Annotated in this window: 26 protein-coding genes, 1 tRNA gene and 1 pseudogene; 16 read left to right on the forward strand and 12 right to left on the reverse strand. The window is 70.4% G+C overall.

What is annotated here, in order from left to right; genetic code table 11:
* Genes AX721_RS18165 through AX721_RS18175 form a run of 3 tightly spaced genes read right to left on the reverse strand, consistent with a single transcriptional unit; the run spans position 1 to position 1,931 of the window.
* Positions 1-567, reverse strand: coding sequence for an XRE family transcriptional regulator (locus AX721_RS18165; protein WP_068877391.1), 567 nt, complete (start codon positions 565-567; stop codon positions 1-3).
* Positions 568-607: 40 nt separating this feature from the next.
* On the reverse strand, positions 608-1,138 hold the full coding sequence (locus tag AX721_RS18170; RefSeq protein WP_068877392.1) for a phosphoribosyltransferase: 531 nt from the start codon (positions 1,136-1,138) through the stop codon (positions 608-610).
* Positions 1,125-1,931 (reverse strand): DUF3426 domain-containing protein, encoded by an 807-nt coding sequence (locus AX721_RS18175; RefSeq protein ID WP_082765498.1) that lies wholly within the window; start codon positions 1,929-1,931, stop codon positions 1,125-1,127. The genes AX721_RS18170 and AX721_RS18175 overlap by 14 nt, the downstream gene beginning before the upstream one ends.
* Before the next feature lie 72 nt (positions 1,932-2,003).
* Here AX721_RS18175 and ftsE point away from each other — a divergent pair, with 72 nt between their 5' ends.
* The 4 genes from ftsE to AX721_RS18195 are packed head-to-tail and all read left to right on the forward strand — an operon-like array spanning position 2,004 to position 4,931.
* On the forward strand, positions 2,004-2,714 hold the full coding sequence (ftsE, locus tag AX721_RS18180; RefSeq protein WP_156467240.1) for a cell division ATP-binding protein FtsE: 711 nt from the start codon (positions 2,004-2,006) through the stop codon (positions 2,712-2,714).
* Positions 2,711-3,601 carry an ABC transporter permease gene (locus tag AX721_RS18185; protein WP_068877394.1) on the forward strand — a complete coding sequence of 297 codons (891 nt, stop codon included), beginning with the start codon at positions 2,711-2,713 and terminating at the stop codon, positions 3,599-3,601. Before ftsE ends, AX721_RS18185 begins: the two co-directional genes overlap by 4 nt.
* Complete coding sequence (locus AX721_RS18190; RefSeq protein WP_068877395.1) at positions 3,601-4,230, forward strand: YdcF family protein; 630 nt, start codon at positions 3,601-3,603, stop codon at positions 4,228-4,230. The genes AX721_RS18185 and AX721_RS18190 overlap by 1 nt, the downstream gene beginning before the upstream one ends.
* Positions 4,227-4,931: a 1-acyl-sn-glycerol-3-phosphate acyltransferase gene (locus tag AX721_RS18195; RefSeq protein WP_068877396.1), complete on the forward strand. Its 705-nt coding sequence runs from the start codon at positions 4,227-4,229 to the stop codon at positions 4,929-4,931. Before AX721_RS18190 ends, AX721_RS18195 begins: the two co-directional genes overlap by 4 nt.
* On the opposite strand, the gene AX721_RS18200 is transcribed toward AX721_RS18195, so the two are convergent.
* Positions 4,928-5,464, reverse strand: coding sequence for a gamma-glutamylcyclotransferase (locus tag AX721_RS18200; protein ID WP_068877397.1), 537 nt, complete (start codon positions 5,462-5,464; stop codon positions 4,928-4,930). The two genes, AX721_RS18195 and AX721_RS18200, sit on opposite strands and share 4 nt — an antisense overlap.
* Positions 5,465-5,501: 37 nt before the next feature.
* Between AX721_RS18200 and AX721_RS18205 the strand changes: the two genes are divergently transcribed.
* Positions 5,502-6,551: a DUF2125 domain-containing protein gene (locus AX721_RS18205; protein ID WP_068877398.1), complete on the forward strand. Its 1,050-nt coding sequence runs from the start codon at positions 5,502-5,504 to the stop codon at positions 6,549-6,551.
* Between the two features lie 17 nt (positions 6,552-6,568).
* Entirely contained in the window at positions 6,569-7,189 is a 621-nt protein-coding gene (locus AX721_RS18210) for a class I SAM-dependent methyltransferase (protein WP_068877399.1), read from the forward strand.
* Positions 7,190-7,196: 7 nt separating this feature from the next.
* Here the strand turns inward: AX721_RS18210 and AX721_RS18215 are convergent, their stop codons facing one another.
* Positions 7,197-7,394, reverse strand: a complete 198-nt coding sequence (locus tag AX721_RS18215; RefSeq protein WP_068877400.1) for a hypothetical protein — start codon at positions 7,392-7,394, stop codon at positions 7,197-7,199.
* A gap of 156 nt (positions 7,395-7,550) precedes the next feature.
* Between AX721_RS18215 and AX721_RS18220 the strand changes: the two genes are divergently transcribed.
* Complete coding sequence (locus AX721_RS18220; protein WP_068877401.1) at positions 7,551-7,766, forward strand: hypothetical protein; 216 nt, start codon at positions 7,551-7,553, stop codon at positions 7,764-7,766.
* Positions 7,767-7,814: 48 nt separating this feature from the next.
* On the opposite strand, the gene AX721_RS18225 is transcribed toward AX721_RS18220, so the two are convergent.
* A tRNA-Met gene (locus AX721_RS18225) sits at positions 7,815-7,891 on the reverse strand.
* Positions 7,892-7,993: 102 nt separating this feature from the next.
* Here AX721_RS18225 and AX721_RS18230 point away from each other — a divergent pair.
* The 3 genes from AX721_RS18230 to AX721_RS18240 are packed head-to-tail and all read left to right on the forward strand — an operon-like array spanning position 7,994 to position 12,071.
* On the forward strand, positions 7,994-9,022 hold the full coding sequence (locus AX721_RS18230) for a glycosyltransferase (RefSeq protein WP_068877402.1): 1,029 nt from the start codon (positions 7,994-7,996) through the stop codon (positions 9,020-9,022).
* Positions 9,022-10,809 (forward strand): asparagine synthetase B, encoded by a 1,788-nt coding sequence (locus tag AX721_RS18235; protein WP_068877403.1) that lies wholly within the window; start codon positions 9,022-9,024, stop codon positions 10,807-10,809. The genes AX721_RS18230 and AX721_RS18235 overlap by 1 nt, the downstream gene beginning before the upstream one ends.
* Before the next feature lie 8 nt (positions 10,810-10,817).
* Positions 10,818-12,071, forward strand: coding sequence for a PQQ-dependent sugar dehydrogenase (locus AX721_RS18240; RefSeq protein ID WP_068877419.1), 1,254 nt, complete (start codon positions 10,818-10,820; stop codon positions 12,069-12,071).
* A gap of 108 nt (positions 12,072-12,179) precedes the next feature.
* Here AX721_RS18240 and AX721_RS18245 read toward each other — a convergent pair whose 3' ends face one another.
* The 4 genes and pseudogenes from AX721_RS18245 to AX721_RS18255 form a co-directional block, all read right to left on the reverse strand.
* Positions 12,180-12,794: a nitronate monooxygenase family protein gene (locus AX721_RS18245; protein WP_231733271.1), complete on the reverse strand. Its 615-nt coding sequence runs from the start codon at positions 12,792-12,794 to the stop codon at positions 12,180-12,182.
* A 184-nt stretch (positions 12,795-12,978) separates the two neighbouring features.
* Positions 12,979-13,074, reverse strand: a pseudogene (locus AX721_RS28420) (nitronate monooxygenase); the annotation flags it as partial.
* A 113-nt stretch (positions 13,075-13,187) separates the two neighbouring features.
* Positions 13,188-14,300: an NAD(P)/FAD-dependent oxidoreductase gene (locus AX721_RS18250; protein WP_068877404.1), complete on the reverse strand. Its 1,113-nt coding sequence runs from the start codon at positions 14,298-14,300 to the stop codon at positions 13,188-13,190.
* A gap of 48 nt (positions 14,301-14,348) precedes the next feature.
* Positions 14,349-14,975, reverse strand: coding sequence for a TetR/AcrR family transcriptional regulator (locus tag AX721_RS18255; protein WP_197422639.1), 627 nt, complete (start codon positions 14,973-14,975; stop codon positions 14,349-14,351).
* 179 nt (positions 14,976-15,154) lie between these two features.
* Between AX721_RS18255 and AX721_RS18260 the strand changes: the two genes are divergently transcribed.
* Together AX721_RS18260 and AX721_RS18265 are read left to right on the forward strand one after the other, a co-directional pair.
* Positions 15,155-16,459: a tetratricopeptide repeat protein gene (locus tag AX721_RS18260; RefSeq protein ID WP_068877406.1), complete on the forward strand. Its 1,305-nt coding sequence runs from the start codon at positions 15,155-15,157 to the stop codon at positions 16,457-16,459.
* A gap of 113 nt (positions 16,460-16,572) precedes the next feature.
* Positions 16,573-17,742, forward strand: a complete 1,170-nt coding sequence (locus tag AX721_RS18265; RefSeq protein WP_068877407.1) for a serine hydrolase — start codon at positions 16,573-16,575, stop codon at positions 17,740-17,742.
* A gap of 17 nt (positions 17,743-17,759) precedes the next feature.
* Here AX721_RS18265 and AX721_RS18270 read toward each other — a convergent pair whose 3' ends face one another.
* A complete protein-coding gene (locus tag AX721_RS18270; protein ID WP_156467242.1) occupies positions 17,760-17,972 on the reverse strand; it encodes a hypothetical protein in 213 nt (70 codons plus the stop codon).
* 158 nt (positions 17,973-18,130) lie between these two features.
* Between AX721_RS18270 and AX721_RS18275 the strand changes: the two genes are divergently transcribed.
* Entirely contained in the window at positions 18,131-18,997 is an 867-nt protein-coding gene (locus AX721_RS18275) for a DUF1206 domain-containing protein (RefSeq protein WP_082765497.1), read from the forward strand.
* 7 nt (positions 18,998-19,004) lie between these two features.
* On the opposite strand, the gene AX721_RS18280 is transcribed toward AX721_RS18275, so the two are convergent.
* The gene (locus AX721_RS18280; protein WP_068877409.1) at positions 19,005-20,213 is read right to left on the reverse strand and encodes an acyl-CoA dehydrogenase family protein; all 1,209 of its coding nucleotides are present in this window, start codon (positions 20,211-20,213) and stop codon (positions 19,005-19,007) included.
* A 185-nt stretch (positions 20,214-20,398) separates the two neighbouring features.
* Between AX721_RS18280 and AX721_RS27470 the strand changes: the two genes are divergently transcribed.
* Genes AX721_RS27470 through AX721_RS18290 form a run of 3 tightly spaced genes read left to right on the forward strand, consistent with a single transcriptional unit; the run spans position 20,399 to position 21,752 of the window.
* On the forward strand, positions 20,399-20,575 hold the full coding sequence (locus AX721_RS27470; protein ID WP_156467243.1) for a hypothetical protein: 177 nt from the start codon (positions 20,399-20,401) through the stop codon (positions 20,573-20,575).
* A 17-nt stretch (positions 20,576-20,592) separates the two neighbouring features.
* Positions 20,593-21,264 (forward strand): spermidine synthase, encoded by a 672-nt coding sequence (locus AX721_RS18285; RefSeq protein ID WP_068877410.1) that lies wholly within the window; start codon positions 20,593-20,595, stop codon positions 21,262-21,264.
* Positions 21,261-21,752: a hypothetical protein gene (locus AX721_RS18290; protein ID WP_068879202.1), complete on the forward strand. Its 492-nt coding sequence runs from the start codon at positions 21,261-21,263 to the stop codon at positions 21,750-21,752. Before AX721_RS18285 ends, AX721_RS18290 begins: the two co-directional genes overlap by 4 nt.
* Positions 21,753-22,057: the final 305 nt, after the last annotated feature.

Genomic DNA, 22,057 nt, shown 5'->3' on the forward strand with positions numbered 1-22,057 from the left:
TCAGCTCCGGACGAGGGCGACGACATACGCGCAGGGGCGCAGGCTCTGGTTGGCGATGACGACGGGGGCGGGCGGCCCAAAGCCGAGGCAGTCGCCGGCCTGCAGCACGTGGCGCTCGGTCCCTTCGTGGACCACCAGCTCCCCGTCGGTGACCCACAGCGCCTGGCGGATGCGGGCATAGGCCGAGGCGGGGAACTCCACCTGCCGGCCCGGCGGCAGCTCCACCTGCACCAGCTCCAGCGGATGGTCCGGGCGATTGTAGATCTGGCGCCGGACGTAACCGGTGTCGGGATCGCGCCAGGTTGGCTGCTCGCCCGCCCGCGACAGGCGGCCCGCATCGCCCTCGGCGCGCAGCAGCAGGCCGGCCAGAGTGAGGTCGAACGCCGTCGCCAGCCGAACCAGGATCACCGCCGTCGGGCTGACCTCCGCCCGCTCGATCTTGCTAATGGCGGCCTTCGACACGCCGGACCGTTCGGCGAGATCGGCCAGCGACCAGCCTCGGGCGTCACGCTCCAGTTGGATGCGACGCGCGAGCTTGGCCGATGAGTCGTCGACTAAATTATCCATTCGTCTCTTATGAGAGACGAAGGCCTCTATGGCAAGACCGTCAGTCCATGGCCCCGATGTAGGGCAGGCCTCGCATCGTGCCGGCCACGTCCAGGCCGTAGCCCACCAGGAACCGGCCCGGCGCCTCCCAGGCCACGAAGTCGGGCTCCATGGCCCGTGGGGTGGGCCAGGGCTTGCGGGCGAAGACGGCGGTCAGCACCTCCGTCGCGCCGGAATCCTTCACCAGACGCGCCGCTTCGGACAGCGACAACCCGGTGTCGAAGACGTCGTCCACCACTAGCGCCTTGCGGCCGGCGATCGGGCGCTGAAGGTCGGCGCGCACCTCGCAGCGGCCGCTCGACTGGCGCTCATCCTTGTAGGAGGCCAACCACAGGGCGTCGAAGCGCACGATCCGCCCCTGCCGCGCCAGGGCGCGGGTCAGGTCGGCGGCAAACCAGATGCCACCGGTCAGCAGGCAGACCACCACCGTCTCGTCGTCGATCCGCGGCGCGATCTGGGCGGCCAGGGCCTCCACCCGGCGCATCACCTCGTCCTCGGCGATCAGGACCGTCGGCTGGTCAGTGCTGCTCATGGGTCTTCAGGGCGTCCGGAGAGGTGGCAGGCAGGGGTTGGGCCTCGACGGGGTGCGGGGCCGCCGCTGGCGCCGCGTGGTCAGCCGCCGGTGCGGCCGAGCCCTTGGCGGCCGGCTCGAAAGCGATGTCCAGTTCCTCCGCGCCGGCGGGCGGGTCGGGCAGGGAGATCGCGAAATAGCGTGTGGCGCCCGGCGGGATCTTGGCGTTCAGGGGCTGGACCAGGACGCCCGCCACGGTCTTGCCGGTCCGGTCCAGCAGGCCGATGCGCATGGGCGGCGCCTCGGTGGAGACCTTGTTGACATTGCGGATCGCACCCGTGACCGACAGCACGGGACGCCCCGCCTGGAAGGTCGGTTGGGACTTCACGCCTTCGATGACCAGCCCCGTGGTGTTCACCGGCAGGCCGATGGCCGCGAAGATGGGCGCCGCCGCCGGGATCAGCGTCGCCACCTGCTGGCGGAACAGGACGATCCCGCCCAGGGCCACGCCGAGGACGGCCACCAGGCTGACGCCGACGACCAGGCCCAGGGGCGTCTTCTTCCGAACCGGCGGCTTGCGTTCGGGGACCGCCGGCGCGGCGACGAAATCGATGTCGTCCGCGGGCGTGGGCTCGGGCCGCGGGCCCTCCACCAGCATCTCTTCCTCGGGCTTTTCCGACTCTGGAACGGAGCGATCCTGGAAGGCGCGCCAGCGGTTTCCGCAGGTCGTGCACTTGACCATGCGTCCGCCTCGCGGGATGCGCAGGTCATCCACGAAATAGCTGGTAGCGCACTCTGGACAGGTCAGTATCATGCGGTCGAATCGGACGCTCCAGCACCCTCACGTCGAGGTCGCCGATTTCGGCCTCCATGTCCAGAAACCCGAATGACGCCGTCGGTTGATCCATCGGCCGACGAGATCCTCCGTTTCGCCGGCGTTTCGATGCGCTACGGGCGCGGGCCCGAGGTCTTGAGCGACGTTTCGCTGTCGCTGCCGCGCGGCTCGTTCCACTTCGTCACCGGCCCGTCGGGTGCGGGCAAGAGCTCGCTGCTGAAGCTGATCTACCTCGCCTCGCGCCCATCGTCCGGCTCGGTGCGGCTGTTCGGCGAGGACGTCGCCGCCATGCCGGCCCGCGATCTGCCCCGCACCCGGCGGCGCATCGGGGTGGTGTTCCAGGACCTGCTGCTGCTGGATCACCTGTCGGCGTTCGACAACACCGCCCTGCCGCTGCGGATCGCCGGCCACAAGGCCTCCGAATATCGCAACGACGTGGCCGAGTTGCTGACCTGGGTGGGCCTGGGCGCGCGGATGGACGCCCTGCCGCCGACGCTGGCCGGCGGGGAGAAGCAGCGGCTGGCGATCGCGCGGGCGGTGGTCAATCGTCCGGAAATCCTGCTGGCCGACGAGCCCACCGGGAACGTCGACCACGAAATGGCGCTGCGCATCTATCGCCTGTTCGTCGAGCTGAACCGCCTGGGCACCACGATCATCATCGCCACCCATGACCAGGACCTGGTCGCCCGATCGGCGCGCCCGGTGCTGCACCTGGACAAGGGCCGCCTGCGCCCGCTGCCGCCGCAGGGGCCGGCGGCATGAGCGAACCATTCGACCCGGCGCGCTGGCGGCCGGCCTCCTTCCTGCCCGAGGAGGACGCGCGAGATCCTGCGCTGCTGTTCGTGGTGGCGGTGCTCTGCTTCCTGGCCTGCCTCACGGCGCTGGGCGTTATCGCCGGCAATCGCGCCGCCCAGGGCTGGGCCAGCCAGCTCACCGGCGAGGCGACGGTGATCGTCCGCGCACGGGGCGGCGAGACCCCAGACGCCGCCGCGGCGCGCGCCGCGGAAACCCTGGCCGGCGTGCCGGGCGTCACCGAGGCCCGGGCGCTGGAGAAGGAAAGGGCCTACGAGCTGATCAGGCCCTGGCTGGGCGACGTGGCCGACCTCGACGATCTGCCCGTGCCGCGCCTGGTGGCCGTCGGCCTGGACGACAAGGCGCCCGCCACGGCCGCGACCCTGGACAAGGCGCTGAAGGGCCAGGGCCTCGATGCGGTCGTCGACGACCACAGCGTCTGGATCAAGGACATCCGCCATGCTGCCGGGGTGGTCCGCTGGACCGCGGGCACGCTGCTGGCGCTGATCGCCGGGGCCGCGGCGGCGGTCGTCGCCTACGCCACCCGCGCCGGCCTGGCCGCCCGCCGCGACGTCGTGGAGGTGCTGCACCTGACCGGCGCCGAGGACGCCCAGATCGCCAACCTGTTCGAGCTGCGCTTCGCCCGCATCGCCGCCCTCTCCGGGGCTGCGGGCGCGCTGGGCGCCGCGGTCCTGGGGGCCGTGTTGCGGTTGATCGGCGGCGGCCAGGGGATCACGCCCGCCCTGCCGATCGCCTGGGTCGACCTCCTGGCCGTCCTGCCCTGTCCCATCCTCGCCGCCCTGGTGGCGGCGGTTGCGGCGCGCATCACCGCCCGCCGGCTGATACAACGGCTCTGATGAGGTCGACCGCCGCCTTCCTGGTCGTGGCGCTGATCTGGTTCGCCGGGCTCCTGGCCTTCGCCAGCCGGGTGCAGCAGCAGACGCCGGCCCGCGCGCCCGCGCCTGCCCAGGGCATCGTGGCCCTGACCGGGGCCGGATCGAACGAACGCCTCGCGGCGGCCATGGGACTGCTGGAGGACGGCTATGGCCGCCGGGTCCTCGTCTCCGGCGTCAACCGCATGGCCAGCCGGGAAGACATCCGCAACGTCTCGCGCGCCGTGCGGCGGCTCTACGACTGCTGCGTCGACCTGGGTTTCACCGCAGCCGATACCGTCGGCAACGCGCGGGAGACCGCCGACTGGGCCCAGGCCATGCGCTACAACCGGCTGATCGTCGTCACCGCCGACTACCACATGCCCCGCGCCATGCTGGAGCTGAACGCCGTGCTGCGCGGGACCGGGGTCACCGCCCAGACCTACGCCGTGCCCACGCCGGCTCTGAAGGACCGCCACTGGTGGCGCAACCCGCGCGCGGCGCGGTTGATGGTTGTGGAGTATTGCAAGTATCTGGCGATCCTCGGCCGCGAGGCGGTGCTGGGGCTGGGGCCCCGCGAAGCCCCCGCGGCGCAACCGAAAGCGACGTCGTGACCGCGCTCCGCTCCCTCCTGTACGTGGCCTGCTTCTACCTATGGACGGCCGTGGTCGCGGTCGGCTTCACGCCGGTCCTGTTCGGGCCGATGCGCTGGACCTACTGGATGTTCAACTTCTGGGGCCGCGGTGTGATCGCGCTGCTGGCCATCTGCGACATCCGGGTCGAGATCCGGGGCCGCGAACACATCCCGACCGGCGCGGGTCTGGTGGCGCCGAAGCACCAGTGCATGCTGGACGTCTTCGCCCAGTTCGCTGTGCTGCCCGCCTCTTCCTTTGTGATGAAGAAGGAGCTGGCCTGGATCCCCTGGTTCGGCTGGTACGGGAAGAAGGCCGGGGCGATCGTCATCGACCGCGAAGGCCAGGCCAAGACCATGCGCCAGGTGATCCGCGAGGGTAAGGCGCTGTTCGCCAAGGGCCGCCAGATCGTGATCTTCCCGGAAGGCACCCGCCAGGCGCCGGGCGCGCCGCCGGACTACAAGCCTGGCATCGCCGCGCTTTACCGCGAACTGGACGTGCCGGTGCACCCGGTGGCGACCAACGCCGGGGTCCACTGGCCGGCCCACGGCTTCATCCGGCACCCGGGCACGATCGTGTTCGAATACCTCGAGCCCATCCCGCCGGGCCTGAAGCGCGCCGAGTTCATGCGCTTGCTGGAAGAGCGGATCGAGACCGCGTCCAACGCCCTGATGAAGCTCTAGGCGGCGAGTTCCCTGACCTCGACCATGCCCAGCAGCCGCTCCATGGCGGTGTCGCGCACTCGCATCTCCCGCAGGTGCTCGACCAGGTCGCGCAGGTAGTCGACGTTGCGGCCGGATAGGCCCCTGGCCCCGGCGATCAGGTCCGCCTGTCGCTCCAGGCTGAGCGCGCCGGCCCATTGCAGGTGATGCACGTCCGACAGGAAGCACAGCGCCTCGACGCGGCGGCCGTCGTCCAGCCGCACGTGCCGGCGGGCTTCAATGTAGGTCTCGGTCGGCTGCTCGCGCTCCAGCAGATAGGCGTAGGTTTCCGCCCAATCCGCCTCGCTCACGCGATAAGCCGCGCCGCGGCAGGCCCCGCCGGGCGCAAGGCCCAGCACCAGACCGGGCCGTTCGTAGGTGCCGCGGTGATGGACCGAATAGATGCAGAAGGCCCGGCGGCGTCCGTGTAAGGTGGCCCCCCGCCGCTCCGCGAACGGAAATCCCGGCCGCCACATCAGCGAACCATAGCCGAAGACCCACCGTTCAGACGCCATACGCTCCCCGAACCCGCAGCCAAGACCAGCCCCTTAGATGTCTGTGCCCGATCCGACCGCGCCTCGCAAACTGAGCCCGCTTCGCCTCTACATCGCCTTCGGCCTTGCCTTCATCCTGGTCGCCGCATGGTCCGCCGCCTGGATCTGGGCGCGGGGGGAGACGCAGGCGCGCATCGAAGCGGGCGCCGAGGCCCTTCGCAACGCCGGCTACGAGGTGGCCTGGAAGGAGCGGGCCATCAGCGGCTATCCCTTCCGCCTCAACGTGACCCTCACCGAAGCCCGTGTTCGCGACCGCTCGGGATGGGCCCTGGAGACCCCCAAGCTGGAGGCGCAGGCCTTCATGCACGCGCCGACGAGCTGGGTCCTGGCCGCCCCGGATGGCGCGACCTTCGTGCGGCCGATCGGGGGGCCGGTGCGGGTGAGCGGCAAGACGCTCCGCGCCAGCCTCAGCCATCTGTCCAACACCCCGCCCAATGTGTCGTTCGAGGGCGTGGGCCTGACCTTCCAGCCCGCTGCCGGCGCCCAGCCCTTCGGCCTGCAGGCCGCCGAGCGTGTGGAGTTCCACCTCCGCCAAGCCCCGAGCGAGGTGGGCGACGAGGCCGGCGTCTGGCTGTCGGTCAAGGATGGCAAGGCGCGCCTCTCGGGCCTGCTGGGCCGCATCGCCGGCGAAAAGCCCGTCTCCATCGAGTGGGACGGCCGCATGTCCAAGATCAGCGCCTTCCGCGGCCAGGATTGGCCCAGCGCGGTGCGCGCCTGGGTCGCCGCGGGCGGGCAGATGAACGTGCGACGCGGCGGCCTCACCGCCGGAGATGCGCTAGTCGGCGTCAACTCCGGGACGCTGAGCGTCGGCTCGGATGGCCGGGCGCGGGGCGTGCTGGACGTCTCGCTGCGCCAGGCTCCGCGCGCGCTGGGCGCCCTGGGTTCCACGGGGACGATCCCGCAGGATCGGGTCGAGGCCGCCACCGCGGTGACGACGGCGCGCCAAGAAGGTGATGTCGCCCGGGCGACCCTGAACTTCGAGGCCGGCCAGACCACCCTCGGCCCCGTCGCCATCGCGCCGGCCCCGAAGGTGTACGAACCCCGCTAGCTGGGCCATGCTGCGGCATGGCCTCGCTCTACGACCGCTTCATCCTGCCCCGGCTGCTCAAGTGCGCCTGCTCGGCGCCGCCGATGATGAAGCAGCGGGCGAAGATCGTACCCCAGGCCGAGGGGCGTGTGCTGGAGCTGGGGATCGGCATGGGCCTGAACCTGGCGCTGTACGACGCCGGCAAGGTGGAAAGCGTGACCGGCGTGGACCCCGCGCCCGAACTGCGCGCCATCGCCCAGGCCGCGCCGCGCGATCCGAGGCTGTCCGTGGCCGTCGAGGACGGGACGGCGGAGGCGCTGCCGTTCGAGAACGCCAGCTTCGACTGCGTGGTCTGCACCTTCACCCTCTGCTCGGTCCACACGCCCGCCGCGGCGCTGGCCGAGGCACGCCGGGTGCTGAAGCCGGGCGGTCGGTTCCTGTATTGCGAGCACGGCCTGGCGCCTGACGCCGGCGTCGCCAAATGGCAGCGGCGGATCGAGCCGGTCTGGAAGCGCATCGCCGGCGGCTGCCACCTGACGCGCCCCGTCACCACGGCCATCGAGGCCGCCGGCTTCAAGGTCCGCCGTCACGACAGCATGTACCTGCCCGGCACGCCCCGTTTCGCCGGCTGGAACGAGTGGGGCGAAGCCGCGCCCTAGACTCCGCTCAGCTGGCGAGGTCCGTGACAGGCAAGGCGAAGGCGCGAAAGCGGCTGGGCAGCCGCATCGCGGCGCGGGTGGCGTCGCGCACACTGTGGAAATGCTGGGCGAGATCCGACGCGTCGGTCCACGCGACCGGAGCGGCTTCTGCAAGATACTCGAGCCCGTCCGACTTGGTCCGGGCCACGACAACGGAAGACACCATGATCAGGTCTCCATCGGGCCGGCGTGCCGTTTTGGCCCGCCTAACACGTTACGCAACAAGCGGCGTGCCAGACGCGGATGACGGGGTGTTTCGTATTCGGCCTCGCGAACCGGCCCGAATCAGCGACGATCCCGGCGTTATGCGACGAGGGAACGAATGGCGCGGGTGAACTACACCGTCGATCTGGTCGACGGCGCCTGGGTGGTCGGGCTGAACGGCAAGCGGTTCGGCCCCTATTCGACCCTGGACGCGGCCGTCACGGCCGCCAGCAAGGCCGCGCACAAGGCGGAGGCCCAGGGCTATGACGCCATGCTGACCATCAACACCCCGCCCGAGCCCGTCGAGCGCGCGGAGGATCGCGACGCGGCCTGACGGCGGGAGCGGGGCTCTAGTCTAGGGGGTATTCGCGCGGCGAGGCCCTGGTGGCGGGGGGCGGGCTCGAACCGCCGACCTGTGGGTTATGAATCCACCGCTCTAACCAGCTGAGCTACCCAGCCAAGCCAGGGCGCTCGCCGCGCGAGGCGGGGGTTATAGGGTGAGAGACGCTCCGCTTCAAGCGCTTGGGCAAGCGACGATCTGCCGTTAGGGTCGCACCTGCGATGAGCGTCCTGCACCTCCTGGGAACGGCCGGCGAAGGCGGCGCGGAGACGTATTTCGTCGACCTGCTCGAAGCCCTGAATCGCGCCGGCGTGGCCGAGGCGGCGGCGATTCGCGGCAACGCCGCCCGCGAGGCCCGGCTGAAGGCCGCGGGCATACCCGTGAAGGTGCTGCGCTTCGGCGGTCCGATCGACATCCTGACCAAGCCCGCCGCCGCCGGATTCGCCGCCCTGCAGAAGACCCGGGTGGCGCTGGCCTGGATGAACCGCGCCGCGCGCCACACCCCGCGCGGGCCCTGGGCGCGGATCGGCCGGCTCGGCGGCTACTACAGCCTCAAATACTACAAGGGCTTCGACCACCTGGTGGCCAACACCGAGGACATCGCCGACTGGATCGTGAGCCAGGGCTGGCCGGCGGGCCGGGTGACCTGCATTCCCAACTTCGCCGCCGCCCCGCCGGACGCCGCGCCCGTGGACCGCGCCGGCCTCGACACGCCCGAGGACGTCCCCCTGCTCCTCGCCATGGGCCGGCTGCACGAGAACAAGGCTCACGACGTGGCCCTGCAAGCCCTCGTCCAGCTGCCTGAGGCCTTCCTATGGATCGCCGGCGTCGGACCGCTGGAGGCCAAGCTGAAGGGGATGGCCGAGGCCCTGGGCGTGGCGCATCGCGTCCGCTTCCTGGGGTGGCGCACCGACCCCTCCGCCCTCTACCGGGCCGCCGACGTCTGCGTCTTCCCCTCGCGCTACGAACCCCTGGGCAATGTGGTGATCCAGAGCTGGGCCCACGGCTTGCCGGTGGTGGCCGCCGAGAGCCAGGGCCCGAAGGCGCTGATCCGCGACGGTGACGACGGCCTGCTGGTCCCCGTCGACGACGCCGACGCCCTGGCCGCAGGGGTCCGCCGCCTGCTGGCCGAGCCCATGCTGCGCGCCCGGCTGGCGGCCGCCGGCGGCGCGCGGGTCGAGGCGGAGTTCTCCGAGGCCGCGGTGGTCGGCCAGTGGAAGACCCTGTTCGCCGACTACGGAGCCGGCTGATGTGCGGCATCGCGGGCCAGCTGGGGGGCGCGGAGGACGCGCCCGTCGAGGCCATGATCCATGCGCTCCAGCATCGCGGTCCCGACGGAATCCGCCTGGAAACGGCCACGGGCGCCAGGCTCGCCCACGCACGGCTGTCGATCATCGACCTGGAGGGCGGCTGGCAGCCCCTGCACGCCGCAGGCGGCACGGTCATCGGCAACGGCGAAATCTATAACTACGTGGAGCTGGCGAGGGACTTCGGCCTCTCCACCGCCACCGGCTCGGATTTCGAACCCCTGCTGCATCTCTATGCTCGCGAAGGCGAGGCCGCGTTCTCGCGACTGCGGGGCATGTACGCCCTCTGCCTGATCGGCCCCGACGGCCGCGCCTGGCTGGCGCGCGACCCCTTCGGCATCAAGCCGCTCTACATCATGGAGCATGCCGGCGGGCTGGCCTTCGCCTCCGAACCGCGTGCCTTCTTCGCCGCCGGGCTGATGCGGAAGGTGCTGGACGAGGGGGCGGCCCGGGAGCTCGTCGACCTGAACTACGTGCTCGGCGAGCGGACCCCTTTCCACGGCCTGCGCCGCCTGGCGCCCGGCGAGGTGGTGGAGGTCCGCGACGGCCGGATCGTGAGCGGAAAGCGCCGCAACCCGCTCCTCCCCCGTCCCGAAGAGGACGGGGGAGGTGGCTCGGCGCCCCAGCGACGAGACGGAGGGGGCGTGAGGCCGCAGGCTCCAGACGCAAAGTCCAACGCTCCCTCCACCGCTTCGCGGTCCCCCTCCCCCGCCCTCTTCGGGACGGGGGAGGAGCGAGACCTTCTCACCCAGCTCGACGCCGTGCTGGAGGACAGCGTGCGGGTCCACCAGCGTTCGGATGTGCCCTATGGCCTGTTCCTCTCCGGCGGCATCGACAGCACCGCCATCGCCACCCTGATGGCCCGGCTGAACCAGCGACCCGTCACCGCCTTCACCTGCGGCTTCGACGCTCCCGGCGCCAAGGACGAGCGGGCCCAGGCCGAGCGCGTGGCCCGGGCGCTGGACCTGGACTGGCGCGAGACCACGTTCGGCGAGGAGGACTTCTGGCGCATCCTGCCGCAGGTGGCGTGGGCCCTGGACGACCCGACGGCCGATTACGCCACCCTGCCCACCTATCGGCTCGCCGAGGCGGCGAAAGGGGCCCTGACCGTCGTGCTGACCGGCGAGGGCGGCGACGAGCTGTTCGGCGGCTACGGCCGCTATCGGCGGGCGCTGCGGCCGAAGCTGCTGGGCGGCCGGCCGGCCGAGCCCCGCGGCGCGCGTCCGCAGGTTCTGGCCGCCTGGCGCGAACGGGCCCGCCCGCCGCACGGATTGACCCCCTTGCAGGAAGCCCAGTGGGCCGACGTCGTCACCTGGCTGCCCAACGACCTGCTGCTGAAGCTGGACCGCTGCCTGATGGCCCACGGCCTGGAGGGCCGCACGCCGTTCCTGGATCGAGAGGTCGCGGCCTTCGCCTGGCCGCTCGCGGACCGGTTCAAGGTGCGCGGCGGCTATGGCAAATGGCTACTGCGCAAGTGGCTGGAGCGAACCTGCCCAGCGGCGGAGCCCTGGGCGAAGAAGCAGGGGTTCACCGTGCCTGTCGAAGCCTGGATCGCCCCGCGCGCGGCCGATATCCGCGCGGGACTGGACAGGATCGATGCGGTGCGGAAGCTGGGAGGACCACCCGCCGCGGGAACCCTCTGGCCGTGGCTGTTCTTCGGTGTCTGGGCGCTGATCCACCTGGAAGGCGCCGAACCCAAGGACGCGCTGGCCGCCATCGCACGGACCTGAACATGAGGATGTCCATGAAGTCGCTTCTGTCCGCCGCCGCCACGGCCGTCCTGCTCGCCGCCTGCGGAGGCCAGCCCGGCGCCGCCCAGACCGGAACGCCCGACGCCGCCGCGGCGGGCGGCGCGCCGGTCGAGACCCGTCCGCCCAACGGCAAGGACCAGAAGCCCGCCTTCCCCGGCCAGACCCGCGCGCCGGAGGTCAAGGCGGGTGTGGCGTACGAGGTCTCGGACCACGTGACCGGCCTGCAGCGCCCTTGGGGCATGGCCTTCACGCCAGACGGCGGCCTGCTGATCACCGAGCGGCCGGGGCGCCTGCGGCTCTTCAAGGACGGCAAGCTCTCCGAGCCGGTGGCGGGCGTGCCGGCGGTGGACGCCCGCGACCAGGGCGGCCTTCTGGGCATCGCCCTCGATCCCAGGTTCGCCGAGAACGGCCTCGTCTACCTCGCCTACGCCGAGCCTCCGAAGGACGAGATGAACAACGCCGCGGTGGCCCGTGGCCGACTGGTGACCACCGGCGGGGCCCCGCGGCTCGAAAACGTCACCGTGATCTGGCGCCAGACGCCCCGGCTCGCCTCGACCAAGCACTATGGCGGCCGGCTGGTCTTCGCGCGCGACGGAACCCTCTTCATCACCGGCGGCGAGCGTTCGATCACCGAGGGCCGCATGCAGGCCCAGCGCATGGACGGCACGCTCGGCAAGGTGGTCCGCATCAACGCCGACGGCTCGATCCCCAAGGACAATCCGTTCGTGGGCCAGGCGGGCGTGAAGCCGGAGATCTTCTCCATCGGCCACCGCAACATCCTGGGCGCGGCGCTGCATCCCTCGACCGGGGAGCTGTGGGAGGTCGAGCATGGCACGCGCGGCGGCGATGAGCTGAACATCGTGCGCAAGGGCAAGGACTACGGCTGGCCCACCATCGCCTATGGGGTCGAGTACGCGGGCGGCCCGATCACCGGCGGCATCACCCAGAAGGCCGGCATGGAGCAGCCGATCTACTACTGGGACCCGGTCATCGCGCCAGGCGGCATGGCCTTCTACACGGCCGACGCCGCGCCAGCCTGGAAGGGCAGCCTGTTCGTGACCGGTCTGGGCCCCAAGTACCTCGCCCGCCTGTCGCTTCAGGGCGACAAGGTCGTCGGCGAGGAGCGCCTGCTGACCGAGGTGGGCGAGCGCCTGCGCGACGTCGTCGTCGGTCCCGACGGCGCCCTCTACGTCGCCACCGACAACGAGAAAGGGCGCATCCTGCGAGTCGCGCCGAAGTAGCGCCCGCCGCGCTGGGAGAGGCGCCGCGAGACAGTTCCTCCCCCGCAGGGGGAGGGGGACCGCGAAGCGGTGGAGGGGGTTTCCGCTCCGCCCCCAGGGCCGCTGCGATCAGGCCGGTTCCGCCACCCGGCCATATTGGCGGCCGAGGCGGGTCATCACGGCTTCAAACTCCTCGACCGTCTCGCGGATGATCTCCGCCACCGGCTTCACGCTGTCGATGCGGCCGGCGACCTGGCCGGTGAGCGCGATGGCCGCCTCCATGTCGCCGCCGAAGTAGAGGTCGAGGGCGTTCGCCATCTCGGCCATGATGTTTGGCGGCGGCTCCAGCTCGAAGCGGGTGGTCTTCTCGGTCCGCAGGGCGCGCAGGGCCGGGCCGGGGCCGTGGCGATTCAGGAAGACGGTGTCCGTCTCCCTGGCGTTCACGATCATGTCCTTCCAGTTCTGGTGCACCGGGCTCTCGGCCGCCGAGACCATCCGGGTGCCCATCTGAACGCCCTCTGCGCCGAGAGCGAAGGCCGCGGCCATGGACCGGCCGTCGGTGATCCCGCCCGCCGCGATCACGGGCAGGTCCGTCCGGGAGCAGACCAGCGGCAGCAGGACCATGGTCGCCACGTCGCGGCCATTCTTGAACCCGCCGCCTTCGCCGCCCTCCACCACCAGGCCATCGACGCCGGCGGCGAGGGCCTTCTCGGCGGCGGCCAGGTTGGGCACCACGTGGAACACGGTCAAGCCCCTTGGCCTTCAGCGCCTCGCAGTACCGGTTGGGGTCGCCCGCCGAGGTGGTGACGAACCTGAGCCCCTGGTCCGCCACGAAGCTCACGATGTCCGGGTCGCGCACGAAGGCCTGGGCCACGTTGATCCCCCACGGCTTGTCGGTGAGGGTCTTCATCTTCTTCACCTCCTCGCGCACCTCGTCGAGGCGGCCGGAAGAGGTCTCGATGATCCCCAGCCCGCCGGCGTTGGAGACGGCGGAGGCGAGCTGGGCCCGCGCGATCCATCCCATCGGGGCCTGGACGAAGGGGTACTTCACCCCCAGCAGGTCGGTGATGCGGTTCTTCACGGCGTTCTCCCTGGCCGGCGACTATCGCCAATCCAGGGCGGAATCCAAACGCCCGTTTAGAGCCCTAGCCGGCTTGCGACCTCCTCGCCAATCGCCAGCGAAGACGTCAGTCCGGGGCTTTCGATGCCGAACAGGGTCACCAGCCCGGGGAGGCCATGGACGTCCGCAGCGTCCAGCCGGAAGTCGGGCTGGGCCTCGCCGGGTCCGTGGATCTTGGGTCGCACGCCCGCGTAGTCGGGGCTGAGCGCGCCGTCCCGCAGGCCCGGCCAGAACTTGCGGATGTAGCTGTAGAACGCCGGCGCCGCCGACGGATCGACCGTGTAGTCCGGCTCGTCCACATAATTGAGGTCCGGCCCGAACACGCCCTGCCCGCCCAGGTCGCGACGGTAGTGCGTGCCCAGCGCGCCGGGGATCGGCGGCGGGTAGATCAGCCGCGAGAACGGCGCCTTTCCGGTGAGGCGGAAGTACATGCCCTTGCCGTAGTGGGCCTCGGGAATCACGGCCTTGGGGAAGCCCTCGATCTCGCCCGCCACATGCTGGGCCGACAGCCCGGCCGCCGTGACGAGATAGCGGCAGGTCAGGACCGTCGGCTCGGCGCCGCCCGCCCGGACCGAGAAGCCGCCCGCTTCCAGCGGCGTGGCCCCCTCGAAGGGCGTCGCCAGCACCACGGCGCCGCCCGCGGCCTCGATCTCGCCCTGCAGAGCCAGCATGTAGGCGTGGCTTTCGAAGACGCCGCTCTGTGGCGACAGCAGCGCCCCCTCGCAGGAAAGCTCCGGCTCCAGCGCCAGCGCTTCGGCCTTGGTCAGCCGCTCCATTCCCTCGACGTCGTTGGCGCGCGCCTGCTCCAGGATCGCGTCCAGCCGGGCTAGGTCGTCCGGCGTCTCGGCCACTACCAGCTTGCCGCAGCGATCGTATTCCACGTGGTGGTCGTCGCAGAAGGCGTAGAGCATCCGCCGCCCCTGGACGCAGAGCCGCGCCTTCAGCGAACCGGTGGGATAATAGAGGCCCCCGTGGATGACCTCGGAATTGCGGGACGAGACGCCCTGGCCGATCGCCACGTCCTGCTCAAGGACCGCCACCACCAGCCCGCGCCGCGCCAGCGCATGGCCGCAGGCCAGCCCCACGGCGCCCGCGCCGACAACCACCGCGTCGAAATCGAATTCGGCCATGACCCTGGCCTAGCCGAGGTCCGGCCGAACGCAAAGCGGCCGCCGCGATCAGGCGCCCAGGAAGTGCAGCCGCACGGTCTCGCGGAACATGATCGTCTGCCTGCTGATCGCGCTGTCGTCAGCCAGCGCGCGAGCGATGGTCATGCCGCCGTAGGTGAACGCAAGGATCGCGTCGGCGAGATCCTCGATCGGCGCCTTGCCCTTGGGGGGATAGACGGCCGCGATCTCCTCCAGCCAGGCGATGAACCGGGCGCGCCAGGCCAGCACCTGGTCGATCACCAGTTGGCGGACCCCCGCATCCCACGATCGGTCCTGGAACGTCACCGTCGCCACCATGCAACCCGGGTGGGCGATGGTCTTCTCCTCCATCTCCTCGGCATAGAGCTTTAGGAAGATCAGGAAGCTGTGCAGCGGATCGTCCGAGAGTTCGCGCGCGCGCAGCGCCAGTTCGTCCAGGAACTGGGCGTTGCGGCCGGTGTAGGTCTCGATGAGCTGGCGGGCGAGGTCGGTCTTGTCCTTGAAGTGATAGAAGAAGCCGCTCTTGGTGATCCCGGCCGCCTCCACCAGCTCCTCGATCGAGGTCGAGGCGAACCCCTTGCGGATGACCGCCTCGTAGGCGAGGTCCAGCAGGCGTTCGCGGGTGCGTTCGCCCTTGGTGCGCGCTTCGGACTGCACCTCGGGTACAGTTTTCTCTGTAGCCGGCGCCGGCATCGTCGTCCGCCCTCCGTTCGAATCTACGCCAAGGCTTTCAAAACACACCGCAAAACGGCACGCTGACGAACCGACCGCGCAACCGCTAGAGCCGCCGCGCTCCAGGCCTTAACCCTCGCCGCCCCGAGAAAAAGGAGAACGACATGTCGGTGAAGGATCACCACGGCCTGGAAATGACCGGCGCCAGCCCTGCGGCGGCCGAACTATATCAGAAGGCGCTCACCGCCTACCATTGCTATGCGGGCGATGCGATGACGCCGCTGGAGGCCGCCATCGCCGACAGCCCGCGCTTCGTCATGGCCCATGTGCTCAAGGCGTGGATGACCCAGGTGGGCTCCAACAGCGAGACGGCCATGCTGGGCGTCCAGGCGTTCGGCGTCGCCAAGGACCTTGTCAACGCCAATGCGCGCGAGCTCGGCCACCTGGCCGCCATCGGCAGTCTGCTGGCCGGCGAGGTCCGAAGCGCCGCGCGGATCCTCGAGGACGTGACCATCGCCCATCCCCTCGACTCCCTGGCCCTCCACGTCGGCCAGACGATGGACTTCCTGTTGGGCGACTCCCGGATGCTGCGCGACCGTATCGCCCGGGCCCTTCCCGCCTGGTCGCGCGAGATGACCGACTGGCACGCCATCCAGGGGATGATGTCGTTCGGACTGGAGGAAACCGGCCTCTACGACCGCGCCGAGGCCTGCGGGCGCGAGGCGATCTCGATCCTGCCGCGCAACAACTGGGCCCAGCACGGCGTCGCCCACGTCATGCTCATGCAGGGCCGCCATGCCGAGGGCGTCCGCTGGATGCGCCACGAGAACGACGCCTGGCAGGCGGAGGCCACGCTGGGCGTGCACAACTGGTGGCACACCGCCCTTTTCCACCTGGGCCTGGGCGAGACGGACGAGGTGCTGAAGCTGTTCGACGGTCCGATCTATGGCGAGCCCACGACCTTCGCCTTCGACATGGCCGACGCGGCCGCCATGCTGTGGCGGCTCCAGCTGGTGGGCGTGGAGATCGGCGACCGCTGGGCGCCGGTGGCCGACAGCTTCACCAAGGAGCCGCGCGGCCAGAGCGCCTTCGTCGACATGCACGCCATGATGGCCTTCGTCGGCGCGGGCCGGGAGCACGAGGCCAAGGCCCTGCTCGACCTCCAGAAGAGCGTGCTACAGGGACCGGGCGACAACGCCTACTTTACCGGAGAGGTGGGCCTGCCGGCGATGCAGGCGATCCACGCCTTCGGCCAGGGCGCCTACGGCAAGTCGGTGGAGCTGCTGCGGGGCGTGCGGAACAGGTCGGCGCGGTTCGGGGGCAGCCACGCCCAGCGCGACGTGCTGGACCTCACCCTGATTGCGGCGGCCGGGCGCGCCGGGGAAACCAGCCTGGAACGCGCCCTCCTGGCGGAACGCGACCAGGCCCAGCCGTTCGCCACGCCCAAAGCCACAGCCCTGGCGGCCTGATACCGGCCCTTCCGTCCGGACGGACGCGAAGGCGGCCGGGCCGGATGGCAGGTGAATGTTGTTCAGTTGGCGCAACACCCTTAGCCTCCCCGCAAAATCGGGGAGGCTTTGGCATGCGTAGGGTTCTTGGGCTGGCGGTCGCAGCGGCTTTGGCGGGGAGCGCGGCTCACGCTCAGGTTCCGATCCGGCCCGGCCTCCCGTCGATCCTGGTCTGGACGCCGCAGCAGCAGGCCGACTGGTACAAGGACATCGAGAGCGTCTACCGCGTCGAGACCGTGAAGCGCGGCGACAAGATCCATCCGCTGCCCGCCGCCGACCGGCAGATCGACTTCAGCTATGACTACGGCGGCAAGACCTGGTCGGTCGACGACTACATGAAGGCCCACAACGTCTCGGGCGTGATCGTGCTCAAGGACGGCAAGGTTCTGCTCGAGCGCTATGGCCTGGGCCGCAAGCCGGAGGACCGCTGGACCTCGTTCTCGGTCGCCAAGTCGGTCACCTCCACACTGGTCGGCGCGGCGATCCAGGATGGCAAGATCAAGAGCCTGAACGCCCCGGTCACCGACTACATCCCGGAGCTGAAGGGCTCGGGCTACGACGGCGTCACCGTGCGCCAGCTCCTGATGATGAGCTCGGGCGTCAAGTGGAACGAGGACTATACCGACCCGAAGTCCGACGTCGCCCAGTCCACGGCCCTCCCACTGGAACCGGGCAAGAACCCGCTGGTGACCTACATGAGCCGCCTGCCGCGCGCCCACGCGCCGGGGACGATGTTCAACTACAACACCGGCGAGACCGACCTGGTGGGGATCCTCGTCTCCAACGCCGTCGGCAAGAGCCTCTCGCAGTACGCTTCCGAGAAGCTGTGGAAGCCCTACGGGATGGAGCGGGACGCGATCTGGATGGTCGATCCGGCCGGCCACGAGCGCGGCGGCTGCTGCCTCTCCGTCACCCTGCGCGACTACGCCAGCGTAGGCCAGTTCATCCTGGACGGCGGCGTGGCGGGCGGAAAGCAGATCCTGCCACCCGGCTGGACCACCGAGGCGACCACGCCCCAGATCACCAGCGGGACCCGCGAGCGCGGCTATGGCTACTTCTGGTGGATGCCCGACAGCGGGGCGTTCGAGGCGCGGGGCATCTTCGGCCAGTCGATCACGGTGTTCCGGGACGAGCGCATCGTGATCGTCACCAACGCCGCCTGGCCGAACGCCACCGGCCGCGAGCTGTCGATGGCCCGCAACGCGTTCCTCGCCGCCGCACGGGCGGCGGCGAACGCGATGTAGTCAGCGCGCGCTGGTAGTCAGCGCGCGCTGCGCCAGCGGAACCGGTCCAGCGGGAGGGCGCCGACCGCCGCGTTCCGCTCGTTGGCGAGCTGCACTTCGCGGCCGGCCAGCGCCAGGACCCGGTAGATCGGCATCCCGCCGGCGTCCGCCGACACCATGTCGCCGACGTCCACCGGGTGGTCGGCGGCGTGGTCGAGAAGAACCCAGTCGATGGCGTGAGAGCTCGCCATGGTCAGAACCTCAGCTTGCGTCCGCATTTCGCGCGGATGGTCGGTAGGCTTGCGCCCCCGCTTGTGAGGCACGCCTGAGGGCGACGTTTAACTGCGGTTCAGTTTCCATCCCGTTTCCGCGCGGAACGCATTCGGCAAGGGCCGCGTTGGCGCAGGCCATGGCCACGCTCGCCCAAGCCAAGCCGCTCGACCGTCTTCGTCGACGCTTCGAACACACCCCCTGGCAGGCGCTGGGCGAGGCGGCGGCGCGCCTGGGCTACGCGGCGCGCGGCGCGGTCTATGTCAGCATCGGCTTGATCGCCCTGCTCGCCGCTCTGGACCTGACGCCGCGAGCCGAAGGCGCCGTCGGCGCCTTGGAAGCCTGGCGGGAATGGCGGATTGGCGTGCTCTTGCTGTGGCTGGTGGGCCTGGGCCTCTACGGCTTCGCCGGCTGGCGCGCGTTGCAGGCGGTGTTGGACGTCGACCGCCGCGGGCGGTCGGCCAAGGCGCTTCTCATCCGGGCCGGACAGGGGGTCAGCGGGGCCGTCTACGCGGGCCTGGCGATCTCGGTGTTTGGTCTGCTCGACGCCCTGGAAGACCTGCACGAGACCGACGACCAGGCCGCCACGCGCGCCGCCGTCGCCCAGGCCCTGGAGATGCCCTTCGGCAACCTCATCGTCATGGCGGCCGGACTGTTCGTGTTGGGTGCGGGCCTCGGCAGCGCCTACCGCGCCGTATTCGACCACTTTGGCCGCGATCTGGACTGCGATCGGCCGGTACGGGCCTGGGCAGGCACGCTGGCCCGGATCGGCTATGCCGCCCGCGGCGTCGCGCTTATCCCGGCCGGCGGCCTTCTGGTCCGCGCGGGCCTGCACGCCCGGGCGTCGGAGGCCAAGGGCCTCGGCGGCGCGCTGAACACCCTTGAGGTACAGCCCTTCGGTGGGCCACTTCTGGCCCTGATCGCGCTGGGCCTCGTCGCCTTCGGCCTGTTCGCGGTCGCCGAGGGCGCGCTAAGGCCGATGACCCTGCGCAAGCTCTCCGCCTGACCTCGCCTCAGGTGGACTGGGTTGTGTCCGGCAGACCCAGGATGCGCTTGGAGACGATGTTGTTCTGGATCTCGGCCGAGCCACCGTAGATCGACATCGCCTTGCCGAACAGCCAACTCCGCACGGTCTCCAGCTCCTCGCCCGTGAAGGCGTCGCCGTCCCAGCCCAGGCCTTGGTGGCCCATGATCTCCAGCGTCAGTTCGGCCCGGGTCTGGGCGACGTGGGTGGCCGAGTTCTTCAGCACCGAGGCGGCGTTGCCGGGGCTGTTGTTCCCCTTCGCCTCGGCCATGGCCCGGGCCAGGGTCAGACCATGGACCTTGGCGTCCATCTGGTGCTTCACCACCCGCGAGCGCAGGTCGGAATCCGCGATCCGGCCCTGGGCGTCCACGCCCACGTATTTCTTGGCGATGTCGGACACAGGCGGCGGCGGCCGGCCGCCGGTCGAGGCGCCGGTCTGGCTGGCCCGCTCGTGCTGCAGCAGGCGTTTGCCCACGGTCCAGCCGACGTTGAGCTGCCCCAACAGGCCGTCCCGCGGCACTTTGGCCTCGGTGAAGAAGGTCTCGCAGAACGGCGAGGCGCCGGCGATCAGCGGGATCGGGCGGACCTCGATCTCCTTCTGATGCATGTCGATCAGCATGAAGCTGATCCCCTCGTGCTTCTTGGCCGACGGGTCGGTCCGCACCAGGGCGCCGCACCAATCCGAATACTGGGCGCCGCTCGTCCAGATCTTGCTGCCCGTCACCGTCCAGCCGTCGCCGTTGTCCACGGCCTTGGTTTGCAGGCTGGCCAGGTCGGAGCCGGCGTTGGGCTCGGAGTAGCCCACGCACCACTGGACCTCGCCCCGCACGATCGGCGGCAGGTGCTTCTTCTTCTGCTCCTCGGTGCCGTAGTCCATGATCGTCGGGCCGATCATGGTGACGCCCATGCCGAACATCAGCGGGTTGAAGGCGCCGATCCTGGTCATCTCCTGCAGCAGGACCCGCGCCTGCTGGGGCGACAGGCCGCCGCCGCCGTACTCCTTCGGCCAGGTGGGCGTACCCCACCCCTTCTCACCCATGGCCTTGCGCCACGCGACCAGGTCGGGCTCGTTGGAGCGGACCTCGCTGGTCGCCAGCGATCCCTTGCCCTTCAGCGAGGCCGGGAAATTGGCCTCCAGCCAGGCCCGCGCTTCCTGACGGAAGGCTTCGAGGTCGGTGTCGCCGCCGAAGTCGGCCATGGGAAAATCCTCCGCTTTCCGCCAGCTTACGGTGCGAGGCGGTCGCGACAAGGCATAGTCCGGCTGACGCGGCGGTAGAGAAGCCCCAAGATCGCGCCAAGCCTTACACAAGCTTAACTACCGCGGCCGGCGCGGGCCGGTCATACGGGCCGCCGCACGACGCCCTTCCGCCAAGACCGCCCGCCATGTCCTCCATCGCCGCCCTCGACCGCCGTTGTTTCCTGCCCCGCCCGCCGGCCCGTCCGCAGCTGGGCGCCGACCGCTGCTTCCTGGTCGGCCGCGTGCCCCTGCGGCCCGTCGTGATCCCGGCGCCCGGGCCGTCCAGGCCGGTCGAACGCCAGGGCGCGCCCACCAGCGCGTAAGGCTGTATGCAGGGGCGATGAATCCCTGGATCCACCTCGATACGGCCCAGATCCCCGGCGGCGGCGAGCTGAAGCTCATGCGGCGCGGCCAGGACTATTCGATCATGTCGGGCCGCATCGAGCTGATGAACAGCCGCCTCTACGGCTCCGAAGTGGCGCTGTTCAAGCTGGCCTGGGCCAAGGTCGCGCAGCTCAAGGCGCCGCGGATGCTGATCGGCGGCCTGGGCATGGGCTTCACCCTGCGCGCCGCGCTCGCCGACCTACCCAAAGACGCCAGGATCGTGGTCGCCGAGCTGGTCCCCGAGGTGATCGCCTGGGCCCGCGGCCACCTGGCCCCGCTCTACGGCGACAGCCTGGCCGACCCGCGCGCCCGCATCGTCCAGGGCGACGTCGCCGACCGGCTGGCGGAGGCCAAGCCGCCGTACGACCTGATCCTCATGGACGTGGACAACGGCCCCGACGGCCTGAACCGCGACGCCAACGACAGCCTCTATTCCGTGGCAGGCCTTGCGAACCTGCGCCGGGCGGTGAAGCCGGGCGGCGTGGTCGCCGTCTGGTCCGCTGGCCCCGACCAGGCCTTCGCCGGCCGCTTCCGCCGCGCCGGCTTCGCGGTGGACGAGCACAAGGTTGGCGCGAGCCCCTCGGGCAAGGGCCCGAGGCACGTGATCTGGGTGGGTGTCGGGCGTTGAAGACCTGCGGCGCCTGCGTGCAGTGCTGCCGCGTGCTCGCGGTGGAGGAACTGCAGAAACCCATGGGTCGGCTCTGCGCCCACGCCAGGGCCGGCGCGGGCTGCGGCATCTACAAGGCCCGTCCGCACAGCTGTCGAACCTTCGAATGTGTCTGGCTGATGGACCCGGAGATGCCCCACCGCTTCCGGCCCGATCAGACCAAGGTGGTGCTGGACCAGGACCCCGAGGGTCTCTGGCTCATCGCCCGCTGCGACGCGGCCAATCCGACCGCCTGGCGACGCAACCCGATGTACGCCGCGCTCAAGGCCTTCGCGACCGAACACTGGGGCAAGGGCAAGCTGGCCCTGGCGGTGGCCGGGCGGCGGACCTGGGTGATCACGCCGAGGGAGGACGTCGATCTGGGGGAGGTGGAGCCGGAGGCGGGCTTCAAAGTGGTCGAGGGGCCAGACGGGCGGGTGACCGTGGAAATAGTGCGTGTCGCAGGGTAACCGCGGTGGCGAGCCGGAGCGGAGCCATGAGTGCTGCGGCTGGTTTTGGGTAGCGCGACTGGTCGCCACCGGCTTCCTGCGAGATGAAATCGCAACCGGCGTTCACGGACGCCGTCAAGCGTTGACGACGAGGTACAGAGCGAGCAGCCAGCTCGTATCGAAGAGTTCCACGGCCAAGCCTCCAAACCGTTGAGGCTCCAGTGTGATGCCGCCCTGGTGCATGCGGATTGGGAAGCGCCCGCGCAGACGCTATCTCCCGCGAATCCAGCAGCTTATCTTCTCATTACGTTGCGAACGCCGCTGAT

The organism is Phenylobacterium sp. CCH9-H3 (assembly GCF_001557235.1).
Taxonomy (GTDB): Bacteria; Pseudomonadota; Alphaproteobacteria; order Caulobacterales; family Caulobacteraceae; genus Phenylobacterium.